The sequence below is a fragment of the Rhodobacter sp. JA431 genome (assembly GCF_900217725.1).
In the GTDB taxonomy this organism is placed as follows: Bacteria; Pseudomonadota; Alphaproteobacteria; order Rhodobacterales; family Rhodobacteraceae; genus Rhodobacter; species Rhodobacter aestuarii.
Genome location: NZ_OBMP01000002.1, coordinates 437,246 through 455,325 on the forward strand (window position 1 = coordinate 437,246; position 18,080 = coordinate 455,325).

General features: G+C 62.8%; 19 protein-coding genes. 14 read left to right on the top strand and 5 right to left on the bottom strand.

All coding sequences use genetic code 11. The features are described 5' to 3' along the window. The first annotated feature begins 72 nt into the window (after positions 1 to 72). The 3 genes from CRO18_RS05805 (at position 73) to choV (ending at position 2,953) form a co-directional block, all read left to right on the top strand. Entirely contained in the window at positions 73 to 999 is a 927-nt protein-coding gene (locus CRO18_RS05805) for a choline ABC transporter substrate-binding protein (RefSeq protein WP_097081387.1), read from the top strand. Between the two features lie 68 nt (positions 1,000 to 1,067). Beyond that, a complete protein-coding gene (gene choW, locus CRO18_RS05810) occupies positions 1,068 to 1,904 on the top strand; it encodes a choline ABC transporter permease subunit (protein ID WP_076483237.1) in 837 nt (278 codons plus the stop codon). Between the two features lie 8 nt (positions 1,905 to 1,912). Further along, positions 1,913 to 2,953, top strand: coding sequence for a choline ABC transporter ATP-binding protein (choV, locus tag CRO18_RS05815; protein WP_097081566.1), 1,041 nt, complete (start codon positions 1,913 to 1,915; stop codon positions 2,951 to 2,953). A 48-nt stretch (positions 2,954 to 3,001) separates the two neighbouring features. Here the strand turns inward: choV and CRO18_RS05820 are convergent, their stop codons facing one another. Both CRO18_RS05820 and CRO18_RS05825 read right to left on the bottom strand, forming a co-directional pair. Then, entirely contained in the window at positions 3,002 to 3,937 is a 936-nt protein-coding gene (locus CRO18_RS05820) for a DMT family transporter (protein WP_249275995.1), read from the bottom strand. A gap of 51 nt (positions 3,938 to 3,988) precedes the next feature. After that, a complete protein-coding gene (locus CRO18_RS05825; RefSeq protein WP_076483236.1) occupies positions 3,989 to 4,606 on the bottom strand; it encodes a LysE/ArgO family amino acid transporter in 618 nt (205 codons plus the stop codon). A 252-nt stretch (positions 4,607 to 4,858) separates the two neighbouring features. Here CRO18_RS05825 and CRO18_RS05830 point away from each other — a divergent pair, with 252 nt between their 5' ends. From CRO18_RS05830 to fghA, 10 genes are all read left to right on the top strand, one after another. Next, entirely contained in the window at positions 4,859 to 5,257 is a 399-nt protein-coding gene (locus CRO18_RS05830; RefSeq protein ID WP_170952566.1) for a hypothetical protein, read from the top strand. A 112-nt stretch (positions 5,258 to 5,369) separates the two neighbouring features. Then, on the top strand, positions 5,370 to 6,011 hold the full coding sequence (locus tag CRO18_RS05835) for a nitrous oxide reductase accessory protein NosL (RefSeq protein WP_143128599.1): 642 nt from the start codon (positions 5,370 to 5,372) through the stop codon (positions 6,009 to 6,011). A gap of 57 nt (positions 6,012 to 6,068) precedes the next feature. Continuing rightward, positions 6,069 to 6,596, top strand: coding sequence for a nitrous oxide reductase accessory protein NosL (locus CRO18_RS05840; protein WP_097081390.1), 528 nt, complete (start codon positions 6,069 to 6,071; stop codon positions 6,594 to 6,596). After that, positions 6,593 to 6,940, top strand: coding sequence for a hypothetical protein (locus CRO18_RS05845; RefSeq protein WP_097081391.1), 348 nt, complete (start codon positions 6,593 to 6,595; stop codon positions 6,938 to 6,940). The genes CRO18_RS05840 and CRO18_RS05845 overlap by 4 nt, the downstream gene beginning before the upstream one ends. Beyond that, the gene (locus CRO18_RS05850; protein ID WP_097081392.1) at positions 6,937 to 8,073 is read left to right on the top strand and encodes an ABC transporter permease; all 1,137 of its coding nucleotides are present in this window, start codon (positions 6,937 to 6,939) and stop codon (positions 8,071 to 8,073) included. The genes CRO18_RS05845 and CRO18_RS05850 overlap by 4 nt, the downstream gene beginning before the upstream one ends. Then, a complete protein-coding gene (locus CRO18_RS05855) occupies positions 8,070 to 8,750 on the top strand; it encodes an ABC transporter ATP-binding protein (protein WP_097081393.1) in 681 nt (226 codons plus the stop codon). Before CRO18_RS05850 ends, CRO18_RS05855 begins: the two co-directional genes overlap by 4 nt. Then, positions 8,747 to 9,745 carry a hypothetical protein gene (locus CRO18_RS05860; protein ID WP_097081394.1) on the top strand — a complete coding sequence of 333 codons (999 nt, stop codon included), beginning with the start codon at positions 8,747 to 8,749 and terminating at the stop codon, positions 9,743 to 9,745. Before CRO18_RS05855 ends, CRO18_RS05860 begins: the two co-directional genes overlap by 4 nt. Before the next feature lie 164 nt (positions 9,746 to 9,909). Beyond that, positions 9,910 to 10,176 (top strand): metal/formaldehyde-sensitive transcriptional repressor, encoded by a 267-nt coding sequence (locus tag CRO18_RS05865; protein ID WP_097081395.1) that lies wholly within the window; start codon positions 9,910 to 9,912, stop codon positions 10,174 to 10,176. A 17-nt stretch (positions 10,177 to 10,193) separates the two neighbouring features. Next, positions 10,194 to 11,303, top strand: a complete 1,110-nt coding sequence (locus tag CRO18_RS05870; RefSeq protein WP_097081396.1) for an S-(hydroxymethyl)glutathione dehydrogenase/class III alcohol dehydrogenase — start codon at positions 10,194 to 10,196, stop codon at positions 11,301 to 11,303. A gap of 10 nt (positions 11,304 to 11,313) precedes the next feature. Next, on the top strand, positions 11,314 to 12,144 hold the full coding sequence (gene fghA, locus CRO18_RS05875; RefSeq protein WP_097081397.1) for an S-formylglutathione hydrolase: 831 nt from the start codon (positions 11,314 to 11,316) through the stop codon (positions 12,142 to 12,144). 37 nt (positions 12,145 to 12,181) lie between these two features. On the opposite strand, the gene CRO18_RS05880 is transcribed toward fghA, so the two are convergent. Continuing rightward, the gene (locus tag CRO18_RS05880) at positions 12,182 to 14,836 is read right to left on the bottom strand and encodes an ATP-binding protein (protein WP_097081398.1); all 2,655 of its coding nucleotides are present in this window, start codon (positions 14,834 to 14,836) and stop codon (positions 12,182 to 12,184) included. Beyond that, complete coding sequence (locus CRO18_RS05885; RefSeq protein ID WP_097081399.1) at positions 14,833 to 15,969, bottom strand: metallophosphoesterase; 1,137 nt, start codon at positions 15,967 to 15,969, stop codon at positions 14,833 to 14,835. The genes CRO18_RS05880 and CRO18_RS05885 overlap by 4 nt, the downstream gene beginning before the upstream one ends. 200 nt (positions 15,970 to 16,169) lie before the next feature. On the opposite strand from CRO18_RS05885, the gene CRO18_RS05890 reads away from it, so the two are divergent. Beyond that, positions 16,170 to 17,456 (top strand): DUF3422 family protein, encoded by a 1,287-nt coding sequence (locus tag CRO18_RS05890; RefSeq protein WP_097081400.1) that lies wholly within the window; start codon positions 16,170 to 16,172, stop codon positions 17,454 to 17,456. Between the two features lie 47 nt (positions 17,457 to 17,503). Here CRO18_RS05890 and ilvN read toward each other — a convergent pair whose 3' ends face one another. Further along, positions 17,504 to 18,073, bottom strand: coding sequence for an acetolactate synthase small subunit (gene ilvN / locus CRO18_RS05895; RefSeq protein WP_076483225.1), 570 nt, complete (start codon positions 18,071 to 18,073; stop codon positions 17,504 to 17,506). Between the last annotated feature and the right edge of the window lie 7 nt (positions 18,074 to 18,080).

Here is an 18,080-nt window from a genome sequence, read left to right on the forward strand (position 1 = left end):
CTGAAAGTTTATTGACTCGTCAATCAACAAAAAACGTCTGACCCGGAACCGGGCAACACATGGGAGACCCTGATGACCCTTCGCTCTGTCCTTCTTGCTGGTGCGGCAAGCCTGACGCTCGCGCTGCCCGCCTCTGCCGATTGCGGCAAGGTCGTATTTTCGGATGTGGGCTGGACCGACATCACCGCGACCACCGCCGCCACCGTCACCGTGCTTGATGCGCTTGGCTATGAAACCGATGTGAAACTGCTCTCGGTGCCGGTCACCTACACCGCGCTTTCGGGCGGCGATGTGGATGTGTTCTTGGGCAACTGGATGCCGACGATGGAGGCCGATATTGCCCCCTATCGCGAAGATGGCAGCGTTGAAACCGTGCGCACGAACCTTGTTGGCGCGAAATATACGCTGGCCACCAATGCCGCTGGCGCCGCGCTCGGGATCACGGATTTTGCCGATATCGCTGCGCATAAAGATGATCTGGATGGCCAGATTTACGGCATTGAGCCCGGCAACGATGGCAACCGTCTGATCATGGATATGATCACCGCCAATGCTTTTGGCCTTGAGGGCTTTGAAGTGGTGGAAAGCTCCGAGCAAGGGATGCTCGCGCAGGTCGAGCGCGCCGATAAAGCGGGCAAGCCGGTGATCTTCCTTGGCTGGGAACCGCATCCGATGAACGCCAATTTCGACATGACCTATTTGGCGGGCGGCGATGATTTCTTTGGCCCGAACTTTGGTGGGGCCGAAGTCGCGACCAACGTGCGCGCGGGCTATGTGGCGGAATGCCCGAATGTTGGCAAACTTCTGGAAAACCTTGAGTTTTCGCTCGCGATGGAAAACGAGATCATGGGCGCGATCCTCAATGACGGCGAAGACCCGAATGAGGCCGCCAAAGCGTGGCTGTCGGCGCACCCGGATGTGCTGGGCCCGTGGCTTGACGGCGTGACCACCAAAGATGGTGGTGATGCGCTGGCCGCCGTGACCGAAGCGCTGAACTAAGCGCCAAGAGACAAAGCCGTTCCCCGAAGCCCCCGGGGAACGGCACCAGAGCAAGGAGCTCCCCCCACATGGAGTGGCTGACGGACCACAAACTCCCGGTCGGCAAGACGGCAAAACACGTCTTCGACTGGTTCAAGGAGAATGCCTCGGGCTTCTTCGATATGCTTTCCGCACTGATGCAGGCCCTGATCGACGGGATCTTGTGGCTGCTTCAAACGCCGCCGCCGCTGGTGATCGTCGCGCTGTTTTGCGCGCTGACATGGGTCACCCAGCGCAAGTGGCAAATGGTTTTGTTGGTTCTGGCCGGGTTCCTCTACATCCTCAACCAAGGCTATTGGAAGCCCACGATGGAAAGCCTCACGCTCGTGCTTTCCGCCTGTGTGGTTTGCATGGCTGTTGGCGTGCCGATTGGGATTGCGGCAGCGCATCGCCCGCGCCTTTACATGGCGATGCAGCCGGTGCTGGACCTGATGCAAACCCTGCCCACCTTCGTCTATCTTATTCCCGCCATTGTGTTTTTTGGCATCGGCATGGTGCCGGGGCTGATCTCGACCGTGATCTTTGTGCTGCCTGCACCGATCCGGCTTACGCATCTTGGTGTCTCCACCACGCCGCAAGCGCTTTTGGAGGCTGCGCGCGCTTTTGGTGCCACGCCGCGCCAAGTGTTGTGGAAGGTCGAGCTTCCCTATGCGCTGCCGCAGATCATGGCGGGGCTCAACCAAACGATCATGCTGTCGCTGTCGATGGTGGTGATTGCCGCACTTGTGGGTGCGAACGGGCTTGGGGTGCCGGTGGTGCGCGCGCTCAACTCGGTCAATACCGCGCTTGGCTTTGAAGCGGGGATGATCATCGTCGTGGTGGCCATCATCCTTGACCGGATGCTGCGCATGGGGGGCAAGAAATGAACATGGAAATGACCCCCGCCAAAACCGCAGGCGTTGCGGTGCGGTTTGACAATGTCTCGATCGTTTTTGGCGATCATCCCGCGCGGGCTTTGCCCTTGATGGATGCGGGCCAGTCGCGCGGCGAGATCCAAACGCAAACCGGCCAAGTTTTGGGCGTGCATAACTGCTCGCTTGATGTGGCCGAGGGCGAGATTTTGGTGCTGATGGGGCTTTCGGGCTCGGGCAAATCCACGCTTTTGCGCGCGGTGAACGGGCTCAACCCGGTCTGCCGTGGTAAGGTGGAGGTGTGCGACGGCAATGGGCTGGTTGATGTCACCCATGCCGATGCACAAACCTTGCGCCGCATCCGGCTGAGCCGTGTGGCGATGGTGTTTCAGCAATTTGGCCTGCTGCCGTGGCGCACCGTGCGTGAAAACGTGGGCCTTGGGCTTGAGCTTGGCGGCATGTCTAAGGCCGAGCGGCGCGACCGGGTGGATGCGCAATTGCAGCTTGTCCATTTGGAAGACTGGGCAGACCGCAAAGTGGGCGAGCTTTCGGGCGGGATGCAGCAGCGGGTCGGCTTGGCTCGCGCCTTTGCGACCGAAGCACCGATTTTGTTGATGGATGAACCCTTCTCGGCGCTTGATCCGCTCATTCGCGCAAAGCTGCAAGATGAGCTCTTGGAACTGCAATCCACGCTCAAACGCACCATCGTTTTTGTGTCTCACGACCTGGATGAGGCGTTCAAGATCGGCAACCGGATCGCTTTGATGGAAGGCGGGCGGATCGTGCAATGCGGCACCGCGCGCGACATCATCGCCAACCCGGTCAATGATTATGTCGAGGATTTCGTGGCGCATATGAACCCGCTCGGTGTGCTGACTGCGGGCGATGTGGCGGAACCCGGCACCGCAGAGGGCGCGCCGGTCGACCCGTCGCTGCCGGTGATCGAGATCATGGAATTATTGCGCCATGTGCCCGCCGTGGCGCTGAGCGATGGCCGCAAAATCACCCGCGAGGGGGTGATTGGGCGGCTGATTGATCCGCGCGGCGCGCAGGCGGCGGAATAAGCCAACCCCAACACCAAAAACAAAGGCCCCTTGCGAGGGGCCTTTTCTTTAGCTTTGCTGGGCGGCCTTGCGCCGTTTGATCACCGCTTCGCGCCACGCCATATAGCTCACCGCGCCCACGATCATCGCCGCGCCCAAGAAGACAAACGGATCAAGCGCCTCGCCAAAGAGCACATAGCCCGCGCTCGACGCCCAAACGAGTTGCAAGAACACCACCGGCTGCGTGACCGTGACCGGCGCACAGGCAAAGGCGCGGGTCATGCAATAATGCCCCAAAGTGGCAAACAAGGCGGTCGCGCCGAGCCAAAGGTTTTCCGACCATGTCATCGGCTGCCAATTGAGCACGGCGAGCGGCGCGAGGCAGAGCGTGACCACCACCGTCATCAGCGCCACCACCACCGTGGCGGGGGCTAGGCCCGAAAGCCGCTTCATCATCAGATAGGAGAGGCCAAAGAAGAAGGCCGCGCCAAGCTGCGCCACATGGCCCGGCTCAATCGCGCGCATGCCGGGTCGCAAGATCACCAGCGCCCCGATGAGCGCCACCACCACAGCCACACCGCGCCGCCAGGCAAAGCCCTCGCCGAGCAAAAGCGCGCCGCCAAGGCTCACCACAATCGGGTTGAGATAGCCAATCGCCGTCACATCGGCGATCGGAATGCGCGCCATCGCGTAAAACCACATCAAAACCGCAATCGCCTGCAACAGGCCGCGCAGGCCAAACAGCCCCCAGACCTTGGGCGAGAGCTTCATGTGCAAAATATGCCAAAGCGCCGGGGCCACAAAAACCCAGCCCCAAGCAAACCGTACAAAAGAGGTTTGCGTCGCGGGCAGGTTGGAGCCGAGGTAATGCACGATCACATTGACTGCCGTGAAGCTTAGCGTGGTGCCCAGCATCCACAAAAGCCCGGCAAGCGGGCGGTCTTGGGCAGGTTTGGCTGCGGGTTTCATGGCGTTTTTTTCGGGGGCGGCAGGGGCAGAAGTCATGGCTCTTTCTGCGGTGCGGCCCGGCACTTGGCAAGTGCGCGATTGTGCCCGTTACAGCGGCGAAAGCGCGAGCTTCAGCGCCACCGAAAACATGATGAGCGCGACAAGCGCATCAAGCACCCGCCAAGCGATAGGTTTGGCGAAAAGCGGGGCGAGCAACCGCGCCCCATAAGCGAGCGCAAAGAAGAAGATGAAAGAGGCGCAAACCGCCCCCGCGCCAAAGGCCAAACCCTGCCCCGGAAACTGCGCCGAGACCGCGCCCAAAAGCACCACCGTATCAAGCCAAACATGCGGGTTCGCCCAAGTGAGTGCGGCGACCGTTACCATCACGCTGCGCAACGTGGGCGCCGCGCCCGCGCCTGCCTCAAGCCGTTCCCCGCCACGCCATGCGGCCAGTGCTGCACGCATACCATACCAAGTGAGAAAGGCTACGCCGCCCCAGCGCAAAGCCTCCGCCACCCAAGGCGCAAGGTTGGAAAGCGTCCCCATGCCAGAAACGCCGAGCGCGATCAAAAGCGCGTCCGAGGCGGCACAAAACAACGCCACCGCAAAGACATGCTCGCGCCGCAGCCCTTGGCGCAGCACAAAGGCGTTTTGCGCGCCAATTGCCAAAATCAGGCCAAGGCCAAGACGAAAACCAGCAAATGCGGCGGTGGAACTGGGGGTCATGGGGGTCTCCTGCCCCTGCTCTAGCCTGCGCCGCGCCCGCATGCCAGAGGGGCAGATTTGATTTCGGTCAAGGAAAGGCGCGGACGCAGCGGCTAGCGCGGTGAAAATGTCGCAGCTTCGCGCCGCAAGTCCCGCGAAGGGTGTTGCTTTTTTAACCAACTGCGGTGAACCTGCCGCGAAACCGTGCCGCCCGGAAAGACCGCCCCTTTGAGATCTGCCCGCCATGCCCCCTCGCGCCCGTCTCGCAGCCCTGTGCTGCGCGCGCTCGCGGTTTTGGCGATGCTGGTGCAGGTGGTGTTCTTTGCTGAACATCTGGGCGCCTCTGCGGTTCATGCGATGGGCTCGGTCACGCCCGGCGAACGGCTTGGGTTCTTGCAAATCTGCACCGGCGAAGGGATCGCGCTTTACGACCCCGCCACTGGCAAGATGGTCACCGCACCGGGCCAAAGCCTGCCCAGCCCAACCAGCCACGGCGATTGCGCGGTTTGTTCCAGCGCGGGTGTGTGCAGCTTTGATGCGCCCACGGGGGCGGTGGCACCCACACCCAATTTCACGCTGCAAGCCGTTGCAGAAACTGCGCTTTTTATACCCTTTGACATTATCGCGGCGCCGCGCCGCTCTGGCCTGATCCGCGCACCACCGGCCGCGTAAGGCCCGTTGCACCGGTGCGCAGCGTCCCGCGTTGCCGGTGCAGCAAAGGCTTTCTTGTCTCAGCCAGACCCTGCGCCCTTGGGCGCTTTTCAGCCAAATTTTGGAGATTTCCATGAACCGTCGCGATTTTCTTTTGACCACCACCACCGGTGCCGCCTTTGCGAGCCTCGGGGCCGCCGCCGCGCATGCCGAAATGGCGATGAGCCCCGGCGAAAAGCCCGTCAGCCCGATGCAATGGACCGATGAAAACGGGCTCACCCGGTTTTTGAAACACGACACCGATCCGCTGAACGACGAATTCGCCAAATACCCGCGCTGCCCCTATTGCGGGATGATGCGGCAGATGTATTCGCACAGCCGCCACCTGATCGTTTATGGCAATGACACGGTGGATGGCACTTGCTCGCTGCATTGCGCGGCGATCTCGCTGTCGCTCAATATGGATGCGGGGCCGAAGGCGATTTATGCGGGCGATGCCGGGGCCGAGGGCGAAGTGAAACCGCTCGCCGATACCGCCGCGATGACCTATGTGATTGACCCGGCCAAACCCGGCACGATGACGGCGGTCTCCAAATGGGCCTATGCCGATGCGGCCAAAGCCGAGGAGGCGGCGAGCAAAGGTGCGAAGACCGCGACTTTTGAAGAAGCGCTGACTTTGGCCTATTTGGATATGGCCAAAGACACGCTCGCCATCCGCAAGCGGCGCGGCGAAAAACGCAAGCAGATGGGCATGGAAATGCCCGCGGGCAACTGACACCATCACATGGCTGGCCGCGCCTGCGAGGGCGTGGCCGGTTCAGGAGGAACGCGTATGTGCACCATCTCTCGCCCGAACCGCCGCACCACTTTGGCGCTGCTTTTGGGCGCATCCGCCCTGCCCCTTGCGCCGCGTGCCGCGCGCGCCAAAGCCACCGCGATCGACCTGCCGCCGCCCGGCCCGCGCGACACCTGCCCCGTTTGCGGGATGTTCGTCGCCCGCTACCCCGATTGGGTGGCCACAATCCAATTTGCCGATGGCGAAGCGGTCCATTTTGATGGCGCGAAGGATTTCTTCAAATTCCTGCATGACCCCGGCAAATACGCCACGGGCCGCACGCGCGAGCAAATCACCGGCATGGGAGTGAGCGATTATTACGAGGTTGCCCTCGTCGATGCGCGCGAAGCGGTTTATGCTGTGGGGTCAGATGTGCTCGGGCCCATGGGGCATGAATTTGTGCCGCTTGCTTCGGATGCGGATGCCACGGATTTCATGGCCGACCATAAGGGCCAGCGGCTTTTGCGTTTTGACGAGGTCACGCCCGATCTGCCCTTCAAGCTTGATGAAGGCGCATTCGAGTGAGCCAACCGCGCCCTTACCGCCGCCCCTCGACCCCGGTTTTCACGGCCCTTGGCCTATTGCTCGCCTTAGGGGCCGCGCAGGCGGTGCATGCGCTTTCCACCGCGCCACGCGAAGCGGCCCGGATCGCCGCCAACCGCGAGATTGTGCGCGATTTGGGGCTTAGCGATTTGGCGCTTTTCACCGAGGCGCGCTACACCCGCCACCCTGCGCTGGCCGATAATGCCTCGGCCTTCCAAGATGCGCCGGGCAGTTTTGAACATTTCCCCTCGGGCTCTTTCGTGCCGCCCGCTGGCCCTTGGGGCACGGCCAAGCTTGGGTTTGCGCCGCAGGAGGTCACGCAATGAAAGCGCTGCGCCGCCAGCGCGCGCTCGCCGATTACACGCTCGCCGCTTTGGGACGGCGCAAGGTGAAGAACCTTGCCCTTGTGGGCGTGTTCTCGCTCGTGGTGTTTTTGCTTGCCTCAGCCATGTTCTTCGCTTCGGCGCTGCGGCATGAGGCGAGCGCGGCTTTGGAAGGTGCGCCCGATTTGATTGTGCAGCACCTGAGCCTTGGCCGTCAGGGGATGATCTCTGAAGACCGGATTGCGGAGCTGGAAAGCATTCGCGGCGTCTCCAAAGTGCGTGGGCGGCTTTGGGGCTATTATTACGACCGGGTCAGCGGCGCGAATTACACGGTGATGGTGCCCGATGGCGGGCAGATGCCGCCTCCCGGTCAGGTGATTGTAGGCGAAGGCATTCCCCGCGCGCGCGGGCTCGATTGGGAGGGCGCGCCGCTGTTCCTAAGCCGCAAGCAGGGTGATCTGAACCGCTTTGATATTGCACAGATCTACAGCAGCGATTCCGCGCTTTTGACCGCCGATCTCTTGCTGATGAACGAGGCCGATTTCCGCGCCTTCTTCTCGGTCCCCGAAGGGGGTTATACCGATATCGCCGCGCGGGTGCGCAACGCCAATGAGCTTGCCACGATCATCGACAAAGCCACGAGCCTCATGCCCGATGAACGCTTTGTCAGCCGCGATGATATTGCCCGCACCTATATGAAGCTGTTTGATTGGCGCGAGGGGCTTATGGTCGCCCTTGGCGCGATGGCGATGCTCGCTTTTGCGATTTTTGCGGCCGATAAAGCCTCGGGCCTTTCTGCCGAGGAAGCGCGCGAGATTGGCATTTTGAAAGCGATCGGCTGGGATACGCGCGATGTGATTGCGATGAAGCTTTGGGAAGGCGGGCTCGTCTCGGTCGGCGCGTTTTTGCTCGGCGCTGTGGCCGCCTATGCGCATGTGTTTTGGTTTGGCGCGTCACTCTTTGCCCCGGTGCTGAAGGGCTGGGCGGTGATCTACCCGGACTTTGCGCTTGCCCCGGTGATTGACGGCGCGCAACTGGTGACGCTTTTCCTTTTGACCGTGCTTCCCTATGCCGCCGCGACCGTGGTGCCGGTGTGGCGCGCGGCGAGTGCCGACCCCGATGCGGTGATGCGATGATCTCTCTCTCCGATGTCTCCAAAACCTATAACGAGGGCCGCCCGAATGAGGTGGCCGCGCTGCGCAGCGTCACGCTTGATATCGCGCGCGAGGGGGTGACGGTGTTCATGGGCCCCTCGGGTTCGGGCAAGACCACGCTGTTGAGCCTTGTGGGCTGCATGGCGCGCCCCACCACCGGGCGGATCACGCTGGATGGGGAGCCGGTCTCGGGCCTGCCCGAGCGGTTCTTGACCGAGTTGCGGCGCGTGAAATTTGGTTTTGTGTTCCAGCGCTTCAACCTCATTCGCGGCTTGAGCGTGTTGGATAATGTTATGCTGCCCGCCGCCCCCTTGGGCGAAGAGCCAAAAACCGTGCAAGCCCGCGCGATGATGCGGCTTGAGGCTTTGGGTCTGGCCGAGAAAGCCTTGATGCCGGTTGAGGTGCTGTCGGGCGGCGAAACGCAGCGCGCCGCGATTGCGCGCGCCTTGGTCAACGATGCCCCGGTGCTGATTGCCGATGAGCCAACCGCCAACCTTGATACCGCGCTCACGCATCGGTTTTTGGATATTGTCGCCGGGCTGCGGGATGAGGGCAAAACCGTGATCCTGACAAGCCATGACCCGCGGATCATCGCCGCCAGTGCCGTGACCGCCGTGGTCGAGATGCGCGATGGCCAAGTGGTCGAGGTGCGGGGATGATCTTCCGCACGCCCATCCTAACGCTGCTCTTGGTTTCTGCCCTTGCCATTTTGGTGGCCTTAGGCGCGGCGTGGTTTGGGCAACGCGTGTTGCGGCACTGGGATCTGGCCTCTGGCAGCCGCGCGCAATTGGTGATGGAGCGGCGTACCGAACTCATCTCGACCCTGTTTGCCATGGTGATGCTGGCCGAGGCGGTGGCGCTGTTTCTTTTCGTTTTCAACGCGGACCGGATGGCGGCCCTGTTCGTTGGCGCGATGTGCGCGGTGGGCACGCTCAACGTCAACGCTTATGGCTTTCCCGCGCTTTACGCCAAGATCGGGGTCTTCTTTGCCGCCGCCGTTTGGCTGGTGATCGACCATGTGGACCGGCTTGGCCGCGACTATCCGCTGACACGCGCCAAATATGCGCTGGTGCTGGCGATTGCGCCTTTGGTGCTGTTGGCGGGCGGGCTGGAGCTGACCTATTACCTTGGCCTCAAAACCGATGTGATCACCTCTTGCTGCTCGAAGCTGTTCACCCCGGCGAATGCGGGGCTCTCCGATGAGATGGCCGCCGTTGATCCGGCGCTTGCGCTTTGGGCTTTGGCGGGGGCCGAGGCTTTGGTGTTGGGCCTTGGCGCCTATGCCGCCAAAACCGGGCGCGGGCATGGCGCCTTTGCGCTAGCGGGGGCGGGCTTTTTTGCCGTAGCGATGACCGCGATCATCTCGGTGATTTCGCTCTACATCTATGAAAACCCCAACCACCATTGCCCGTTTTGCATCTTGCAGCGCGAATACGGCTATATTGGCTACGCGTTCTACATCCCGCTTTTTGGCGCAACCGCGCTCGCGCTTGGGTTGGGCGCGGTGGCCCCGTTCAAGCGCCGGGATAGCCTGCGCGCCCCCCTGCCCCCGGTGCTGAAGTGGCTCACGCTTTGGGCGATGGCGGGCTTTGCCGCCTTTGGCGCGGTGACGATCTATGCGATCTTGCGCTCGCATCTGATCTTGTTTGGCTGATCCCGCGCCCCCCTTGTGCCGCCTTCACAAACGCAAAAGAACAGCATCCCTCACCCTCTGAGGTGCGGCGCCCTTCTCCGCCTCTGCTAGGCTTTCGGTATTTTCCGGTTGCGCTGACCGCTCGAAAATATACTATACCCGAGTATACGACACGGGAGCCCCTCATGCCCAACAATCCGGACGACAAGAAACGCATTCTTGCGCGGGTGCGCCGGATCAAAGGCCAATGTGAGGCGCTGGAACGTGCGTTGGAAAGCGGTGCGCCCTGCGCGCCGATTTTGCAGCAAATCGCCGCCACCCGTGGCGCGATGAATGGGCTGATGGCCGAAGTGCTGGAAGCCCATGTCCGCGATGAATTCGGTGCCCCCGAGGGAGATGGGGGCGCGAAAACCAAGGAACTGCTGGCGCTTGTGCGCAGCTATCTCAAGTAACCCGAAGGGAGCCCCTCATGAAATCTCGTGCCGCCGTTGCCTTTGCCCCCGGCAAACCGCTTGAAATCGTCGAAATCGACGTTGCCCCGCCGAAAAAGGGTGAAGTGCTGATCCGCATCACCGACACGGGCGTGTGCCACACCGATGCCTTCACCCTCTCGGGCGATGACCCGGAAGGTGTCTTCCCCGCCGTTTTGGGCCATGAAGGCGCGGGCGTCGTGGTTGAGGTCGGCGAAGGTGTCACCTCGGTGAAACCGGGCGATCACGTCATTCCGCTTTACACCGCCGAATGCGGCGAATGCGAATTCTGCAAATCGGGCAAAACCAACCTCTGCGTCGCCGTGCGCGCCACCCAAGGCAAAGGCCTGATGCCCGATGGCACCACCCGCTTTTCCTACAATGGCGAGCCGATCTACCACTACATGGGCTGCTCGACCTTCTCGGAATACACCGTTGTGGCCGAAGTCTCCTTGGCCAAAATCAACGAACACGCCAACCACGAACATGTCTGCCTGTTGGGCTGCGGCGTGACCACGGGGATTGGCGCGGTGCACAACACCGCCAAGGTGGAAGCGGGCGACAGCGTCGCCGTCTTTGGCTTGGGCGGCATTGGTCTGGCCGTCATCCAAGGCGCGCGCCAAGCGAAAGCGGGCCGGATCATCGCCATCGACACCAACCCCGAGAAGTTTGAACTGGCCAAGCAATTCGGCGCCACCGATTGCGTGAACCCGAAAGACTATGACAAGCCGATCCAGCAAGTGATTGTGGAAATGACCGGCTGGGGCGTGGACCACAGCTTTGAGTGCATTGGCAATGTGAACGTGATGCGCGCGGCGCTCGAATGTGCGCATCGTGGCTGGGGCCAATCGGTGATCATCGGCGTGGCCGGGGCGGGGCAAGAAATCTCCACCCGTCCGTTCCAACTGGTCACCGGCCGCAAATGGATGGGCACCGCCTTTGGCGGGGTGAAGGGCCGCACGCAACTTCCGGGCATGGTCGAAGATGCGATGAAGGGCGAGATTGAACTGGCCCCCTTTGTCACCCACACCATGCCGCTTGACGAGATCAACACCGCCTTCGATCTGATGCATGAAGGCAAGTCGATCCGTTCGGTCATCAAGTTCTGAGGCTGCGCAGATGGAACGGCTTGAATCGCACGCCTGCTTTGGCGGCGCGCAAACGGTCTGGAAGCACGCATCCGAGGTGCTGGGCTGTGAGATGAGCTTTGCCGTTTTTACCCCCGCCCATGCGGCGGGGGAGCGGCTGCCGGTGATCTATTGGCTGTCGGGGCTGACCTGTAACGAGCAAAACTTCATCACCAAAGCGGGCGCGCAACAATTTGCCGCCCAGCATGGGGTGATTTTGGTGGCACCCGACACCTCGCCCCGTGGCGCGGATGTGGCCGATGATGAGGCTTATGATCTAGGCCAAGGCGCGGGGTTCTACCTCAACGCCACGCAAGACCCCTGGGCGCAGCACTTCAAGATGTACGATTACATCACCGAAGAACTGCCCAAGCTGATCGAGGCGGAATTCCCGGCCTCCGACAAACGCTCGATCATGGGGCATTCGATGGGCGGGCATGGTGCTTTGACCATCGCGCTGAAAAACCCCGGTCGCTATGCCGCCGTCTCGGCCTTTTCGCCGATTGTCGCGCCCACTCAAGTGCCGTGGGGCGAGAAAGCCTTCACCGCTTACTTGGGCGAAAATCGCGCCACTTGGGCCGAGTGGGATGCGACCGCGCTTTTGGCGGGCGCTTCCGAGCGGCTTCCGGTGCTGATTGACCAAGGCGAGGCGGACCCGTTCTTGGAAAATCAGCTTAAGCCCGAGATCTTTGCTGCCGAGGCCGAGCGCCTGGGCCATCCGCTGACGCTGCGCCGCCAGCCGGGCTATGACCACAGCTATTATTTCATCGCAAGCTTCATCGGCGATCACATCGCCCATCATGCGGCCGCGTTGAAAGGCTAAACAGGTCGGCCCGGGGAACCCTCGGGCCGCGCCTTTTTTAAAGCGCCTCCACCGTGACCTGCGCTTTCGCCCCGCCCAATTGGGCAAAGGCGCGTTGGCGGCAGGTAAAGACGATGATCTGCTGATCGCGCGCCACACGATGCAGCGCGGTGAACATCGCCTCGATCCGGTCATCATCGCTCATCACCAAAGCATCGTCCAAAATCACCGGCACCGGATGCCCCGCCTGCGCAAAAAGCCGCGCGAAAGCAAGCCGGGTCAGGATCGCCAATTGCTCGCGCGTGCCACCGGAAAGAATATCGAGCGATTCCGCCTCCCCCTCGCGGGTCAGGATTGATGGCAGAAGCGTTTGATCATCAATCTCGATCTCCGCCCCCGGATGCAGGATCGACAGAAGCGGCTTCAACTCGCGCATCACCGGCTCAAAATAGGCCTCCCGCGCGGCACTGCGCGCCGCCTCAAGCGCCACGCGCAGCCGGATCAGCGCTTTCACCTCGCCCTCGTAACGCCCCGCACGGGCCTCGGCCTCTTGGTGACGGCCTTCCAGATCGGCCAAGCGCTCCTCAATCCCTTCTTCGGCCAAAACGCTGATGCGGGTGTCGAGTTCGGCCAGATGGCGGCGGCCCTCTTCCACCTCTTGGCGCGCTTGTTCGGCCGCGCTGGTGGCACGGGCAAGCCGTGCCTCGGCGGTCGCAAGATCGGGGGCGGCGGCGGTAAGAACCTGATGTGCTTGCGCCTTTTCCGCCGTGGCTTGCGCGCGTTTCGGCAGCTCCGCCCGTAGCGCAGCAAGCCGTTCGGCCAAAACTTGCGGATCGCCCGCCTCTTGCTGCGCGGCCTCATGCGCTTGCTTTTGGGCGAGCCGCGCGGCCTCCGCCCCGGCCCGCGCCTCGCGCGCGGTGCTGGCAAGGTCTTGCGCCGTGCGGGCCTCGGCTTGCGCCGTGCTCGCCGCTTCGTCGGCTTGGGCAAGGGCCACTTCCAGCGCGGGAATATCTTCCTCCGCCCCCTGTTGCGGTGCCTGCGTAGCCTCTGCCTGCGCGCGGGCCAGATCGGCGCGCAAAGATTCCGCCCCTTTGGGCGCAACATCGGCCAAGCTGGCGGTGATTTGCTTGAGCGCCTCGCGCAACCTTTGCGCCTCGTTCAGCAAGTGGCGCGCCGCAGACAGGCTTTCTGCCCCACAAGCGGCCAGCGCCGCATCGCGCGCGCCCCGCGCCTGATCCAACCTTTGCGCGGTTTCCGCGCCGCGCTTGGCGCCGGGGTCCAGATACAGACTGCCAAAGCCCGGCAAGGTGATCTCGCAGGCCGCAAGCACCGGATGCGGCCCCGCCCCCAAAGGCACGCCCTCCAGCAGCGCTTGGCCCCCGCCCGTGGGGTGGGCGCTGATCTGCACCGCTTGCAATTCCGCCTGAACGGTCAAGCGATCCAGCGCCGCTTGCGCCTCTTCCGCCGCTTGCAGCGCTTTGGGCGAGATCCGCATCAACCCCAATTTCGCGGTGATCTGCTCGGCCTCTTGTTGCAGGCTCTCGGCGCGTTTGACTTGGCCTGCCAGCGCCTCGGCGCGCGCCGCAGCCGCGCGGGCAAGCTGCGCCTTTTGCGCGGCACCAAGACGCGCGCGCAAGTCCCGCAAAATATGCGCGCTGGCCTCTGCCTTTTGCCGCGCGGCCCCCTCGCGCCCAGCAAGCTCTTCCGCCCTTTGGCGCGCCGCTTCGGCTTTTGTCTCTGCCGCATCGCGCGCTTGCGCCAACTCTGTGAGCCGCGCTTGAAGCTGGGTGAGACGCGAAATCTCTCCGTTTGCCGCCGCTTCCTCGTTTTGCGCAAGGCGCAGGGCGGTTTCACTTTGGGCCAATTGCGCGGCATGGGCCTGCGCGGCCTCATAGGCGGCTTTCGCGGCCTTCACCGCCTCCGCACGGGCCTGCGCTTCCGCCGGGTCGGTGAGCCGCGCGATCTGGCGTTGCACCTCACCACGCCGCGCCAAATCGCCAGAAAGACGCTCGGCTTTGGGGCGCAACTCGGCAATTTCTTTGGCAAGGCTTTCCACCTCCGCCAAGGCTGTCGCCCAAGCGCCGCCCGATTTCGGCTTACCGGTCGCGGTGACCAAGGGGGCGAGATCTTCAACCACCCGCGCCACAACGGCATCCATGCGCCGCCCGCCGGTCATCGCCTCGATCTCGCCCGCCACGGACGAGAGCAAATCGCGCCGGGTGTTGAGCCCGCGTTCGCGGGCGCGTCTTTCGTCTGCACTCGTGCCCTCGGGTTCAAGCCCCAACAGCCCTTGGCGCACCCAGACAAGACCAGACGGCCCCGCAAGCCCGCCAGACCCGGCGCCATCTTGCATCAGCGCTTCAATCCACGCCTCTGCCTCATCATCTTGCGCGATGATCCGCCCGCCCGCCTCGGTGATGCGCGCTTGCGGACGCGAGAGCCAGCGTTTGAAGATCGTGTAACGCCCCGTGGGCAATTCCACCTCAACGCTGGCTTCCGGCGCGCCCCCCGCATGTGGGCGCAGGCTTTTCACCGCCGCGCCAGAGGCCCGATGACGTTCAAAAAACACCGCATGCAGCGCGTCGAAAAAGGTGGATTTGCCAAATTCATTGGGCTCAGAGAGCACCGTGAGCCCATCGCCCAGCCCAGAGAGCCGCGCACGTTGCCCCGCGAAGCGGCGGATGTTGGAGAGTTCAATCGCGCGCAGTTTCATGCCTGCACCTCTTGCGAAAGCGCATAAAGCCGGGCAAGCGCGCGCGCCGCCACGTCACGATCCGCTTGCGACAGCGCCAAATCCCCGCTTTCCGCCAAAAGCACCTCGGCCGCTTGGCGCAAAGCCCCGGCGCGGTCGATCTGGTCCAGGTCTTCGGGCAAAGCCTCCACCCCAAGGCGCGAAAGATCCGCCGCCCACCAGCCAAATTCGGGCGCAAGCCGGGCCAGTTCCGCCTCCAAAGCGGCCCGTTCGGCCAAGGGCAGCCGCCCAGAAATCACCAACTTGACCAAGTGATTACGCCGCCGCGATCCGGGTAGCATCAGATCCAAAAGCGCCGTCGTGTCTTCCCCCGGCAGCATCTCTAAAGACAGCCCATGCCAGCGCAGCTGCCCGGTTTCCATCGGCGTGACATCAGGCGGATCCCCCGGGCGATCAAGGCTCACCAAGAGCGCGCCGCCCGCCAGATCATGCTTGAAACCATCCGGCTCCGGCGTGCCCGAATACCATGTGCGCGGCCCGACCTGCATCTGCCCATGCCAATCGCCAAGGGCAAGGTAGTCAAGCCCCGAACGCGCGGCACGATCGGGCGGAATAATCCCGGCGCCCCCCTCTTCGGCCAAGCTTTCACCGCCGGAAAAATCGGTGATCGCACCGTGGCCCAGCCCGATGCGCACAGCGCCCTCTGGCGTGGGGGCAGACATTGCCTCGGTCAAATCACGGCCCGGGCGGCGCTGGGTGCACGGCGCGGGCAGCACATAAACGCCGCCTGCAAGGACGATGGGGTCGGGCGAGGTGAGCACGCGCAGGTTCTCGGGCGCTTCCGTAGCAATGCGCCGCCAAAGCTCAGTTGCGGCCAAGCTGTCATGGTTGCCGGGCAGAAGCGTCCAAGCAATGTCAGCTTCCTCCGCCATCGCCGAAAGCGCTTGGCGCAGGGTCTCTGGCGCGGGGGTTTCGGCATCGAAGGTATCGCCCGCAAGCAGCACATGACGCGCGCGCCCAGACCTTGCCGCCGTCGCAAGCGCCGCAATCGCGCCGTGGCGCGCCTCGCGCAGGCGGTTGCGGATCGCCTCGGGGTAGCCGCCAAAGGGTTTGCCCAAATGCAAATCGGATGCATGTAGGAAACTGAACGCCATGGGAAATCCTGTCAGAGCCAAGAGCCCCATCGCTGCACGAAGCCGCCGCAAGGGTCAACACCACGCCCGCAATTTGCGCCATTCTCGCCGCGTCTCATGCGCCCCTATGCCGCAAGCCCCAAGCCTCACACGTTTTTTGCTTGTCCCCTGCGCATGCTAGGCTAGGTGAAACTTGACCCGCATCGGACCGGAGGCCCGCGTTGACCCCCAATGATGACCACCCGCTGCGCTATGCGCTGGTGAACGAATTGCACGCCCGCCCGTTTCCGGCGGTGGGTGCGCCCGCGCATGTGATCTATCTGGCGTTCAAAGAACCCAAAGATGCGGCCAACCGCGACCGCAGCAAAGACCATGACCATCTCGTTGACCTGTTGACCCGCGCGGGCGGGGCTGTGCCGCCCGAAGGCGCGACGCATTACACCGGCGAAATTGGCCGCCATGTGCTCAAATGGGAAAGCCACACCGAATTCACCACCTATCTGGCACATGCGCCCGGCGTGTCAGAGCGCCCATTTGACCCGGCAGAGGCCGAGGTCTTTCCGCCCGCATGGATGAAAGCCGCGCCGGGGCGGCGGATTGCGGCGGTCTCGATCCGGATTGAAGAACTGCCCGCAGATCCGATGAAAATCTTGCCCGCGGTGGAAAGCTGGTTCGTACCCGAAAGCCTTGTTTGCGCATGGGTTTTGGATGAAACCGCCGTTGTCGCGACCGATTTTCGGATCGACCCGGCGGGGCTGATGCGCTTTGCGCTTTTTGCCAAACCCGGCACCGGGCAAGGCCGCATCGGGCGGATTGTGCAGCGACTGTGCGAGATAGAAACCTATCGCGCCGTTTCGATGCTGGGCCTTGGCCGCGCGCGCCAACTCACCACCAAGCTCAATGCGCTGGAGCCGGAGCTGAGCGCGCTTGTGGATAGTATGAAAGACGATGCTCATCCGGCAGAGGATACGCTGCATCGCCTGCTTGAAGTCTCAACCGAACTCGAAAGCCTCGCCGTCACCCACACGTTCCGGTTTTCGGCCACCAATGCCTATGAGGCGATTGTGCATGACCGCGTGCAGGTGCTGCGCGAAAGCCGGTTCAATGGCCGCCAGAAGTTCGAAGAGTTCATGATGCGCCGCTATGACCCGGCGATGCGGACGGTAAAATCGGCTGAGGTACGTTTGAACGCAATGGTCGAACGCGCCGCGCGGGCGGGGGAATTGCTGCGCACGCGGGTCGATGTGGCGCGCCAAGCGCAAAACCAAAAACTCCTCGAAAGCATGGACCGCCGGTCCGATCTGCAATTGCGTCTGCAACGCACGGTCGAGGGGCTCTCGGTTGTGGCGATCAGCTATTATGCGGTGAGCCTTGCCGCCTATGCCGTTTACCCGATCGCCAAGGAAGTGGGCATTTCCAAAGAAATGGCCGTCGCGGGGCTCACGCCCTTTGTGGTGGCAATTGTCTGGCTGGCACTGCGGCGGATCCGCAATAGCGTCGGGCATTAAAAAGGGGGCCAGCGGCCCCCTTCTCGCATTCTGGTGAGCCTTGGCGCTTAAAGGTTGCCAACGCCACGCGCGAGCGCCGCGACCCCGGTGCGGGCAACATCGACCAGCCCCAAGGGGCGCATCAGTTCCGCAAAAGCGTCGATCTTTTCCGACGTGCCGGTGATCTCAAAAACAAAGCTTTCAAGCGTGCTATCGACCACATTGGCGCGGAAGATATCGGCCAGACGCAGCGATTCAACGCGCTTTTCGCCCGTGGCGGCGACCTTAAAGAGCGCCAATTCACGTTCCACGGCCGAGGCCTCGGTGGTGAGGTCATGCACCTCATGCACCGGCACGATCCGCCCCAGCTGCGCGCGGATTTGCTCAATCACTGCCTCGGTGCCACGGGTCACGATGGTGATGCGCGAGCGGTGGCCCTTATGGTCGATCTCGGCCACGGTCAGGCTGTCGATGTTATAGCCCCGACCCGAAAACAGCCCGATCACGCGCGCCAGCACGCCCGGTTCGTTTTCCACAATCACCGCCAGCGTATGGCTGCGTTCCACATCCGAGTGGGTGTCGCGCAGGTCATAGGCGGAATGGCTGGTGGAGCCTTTTTTGATGTTCAGAGCGGCCATGTGCCCT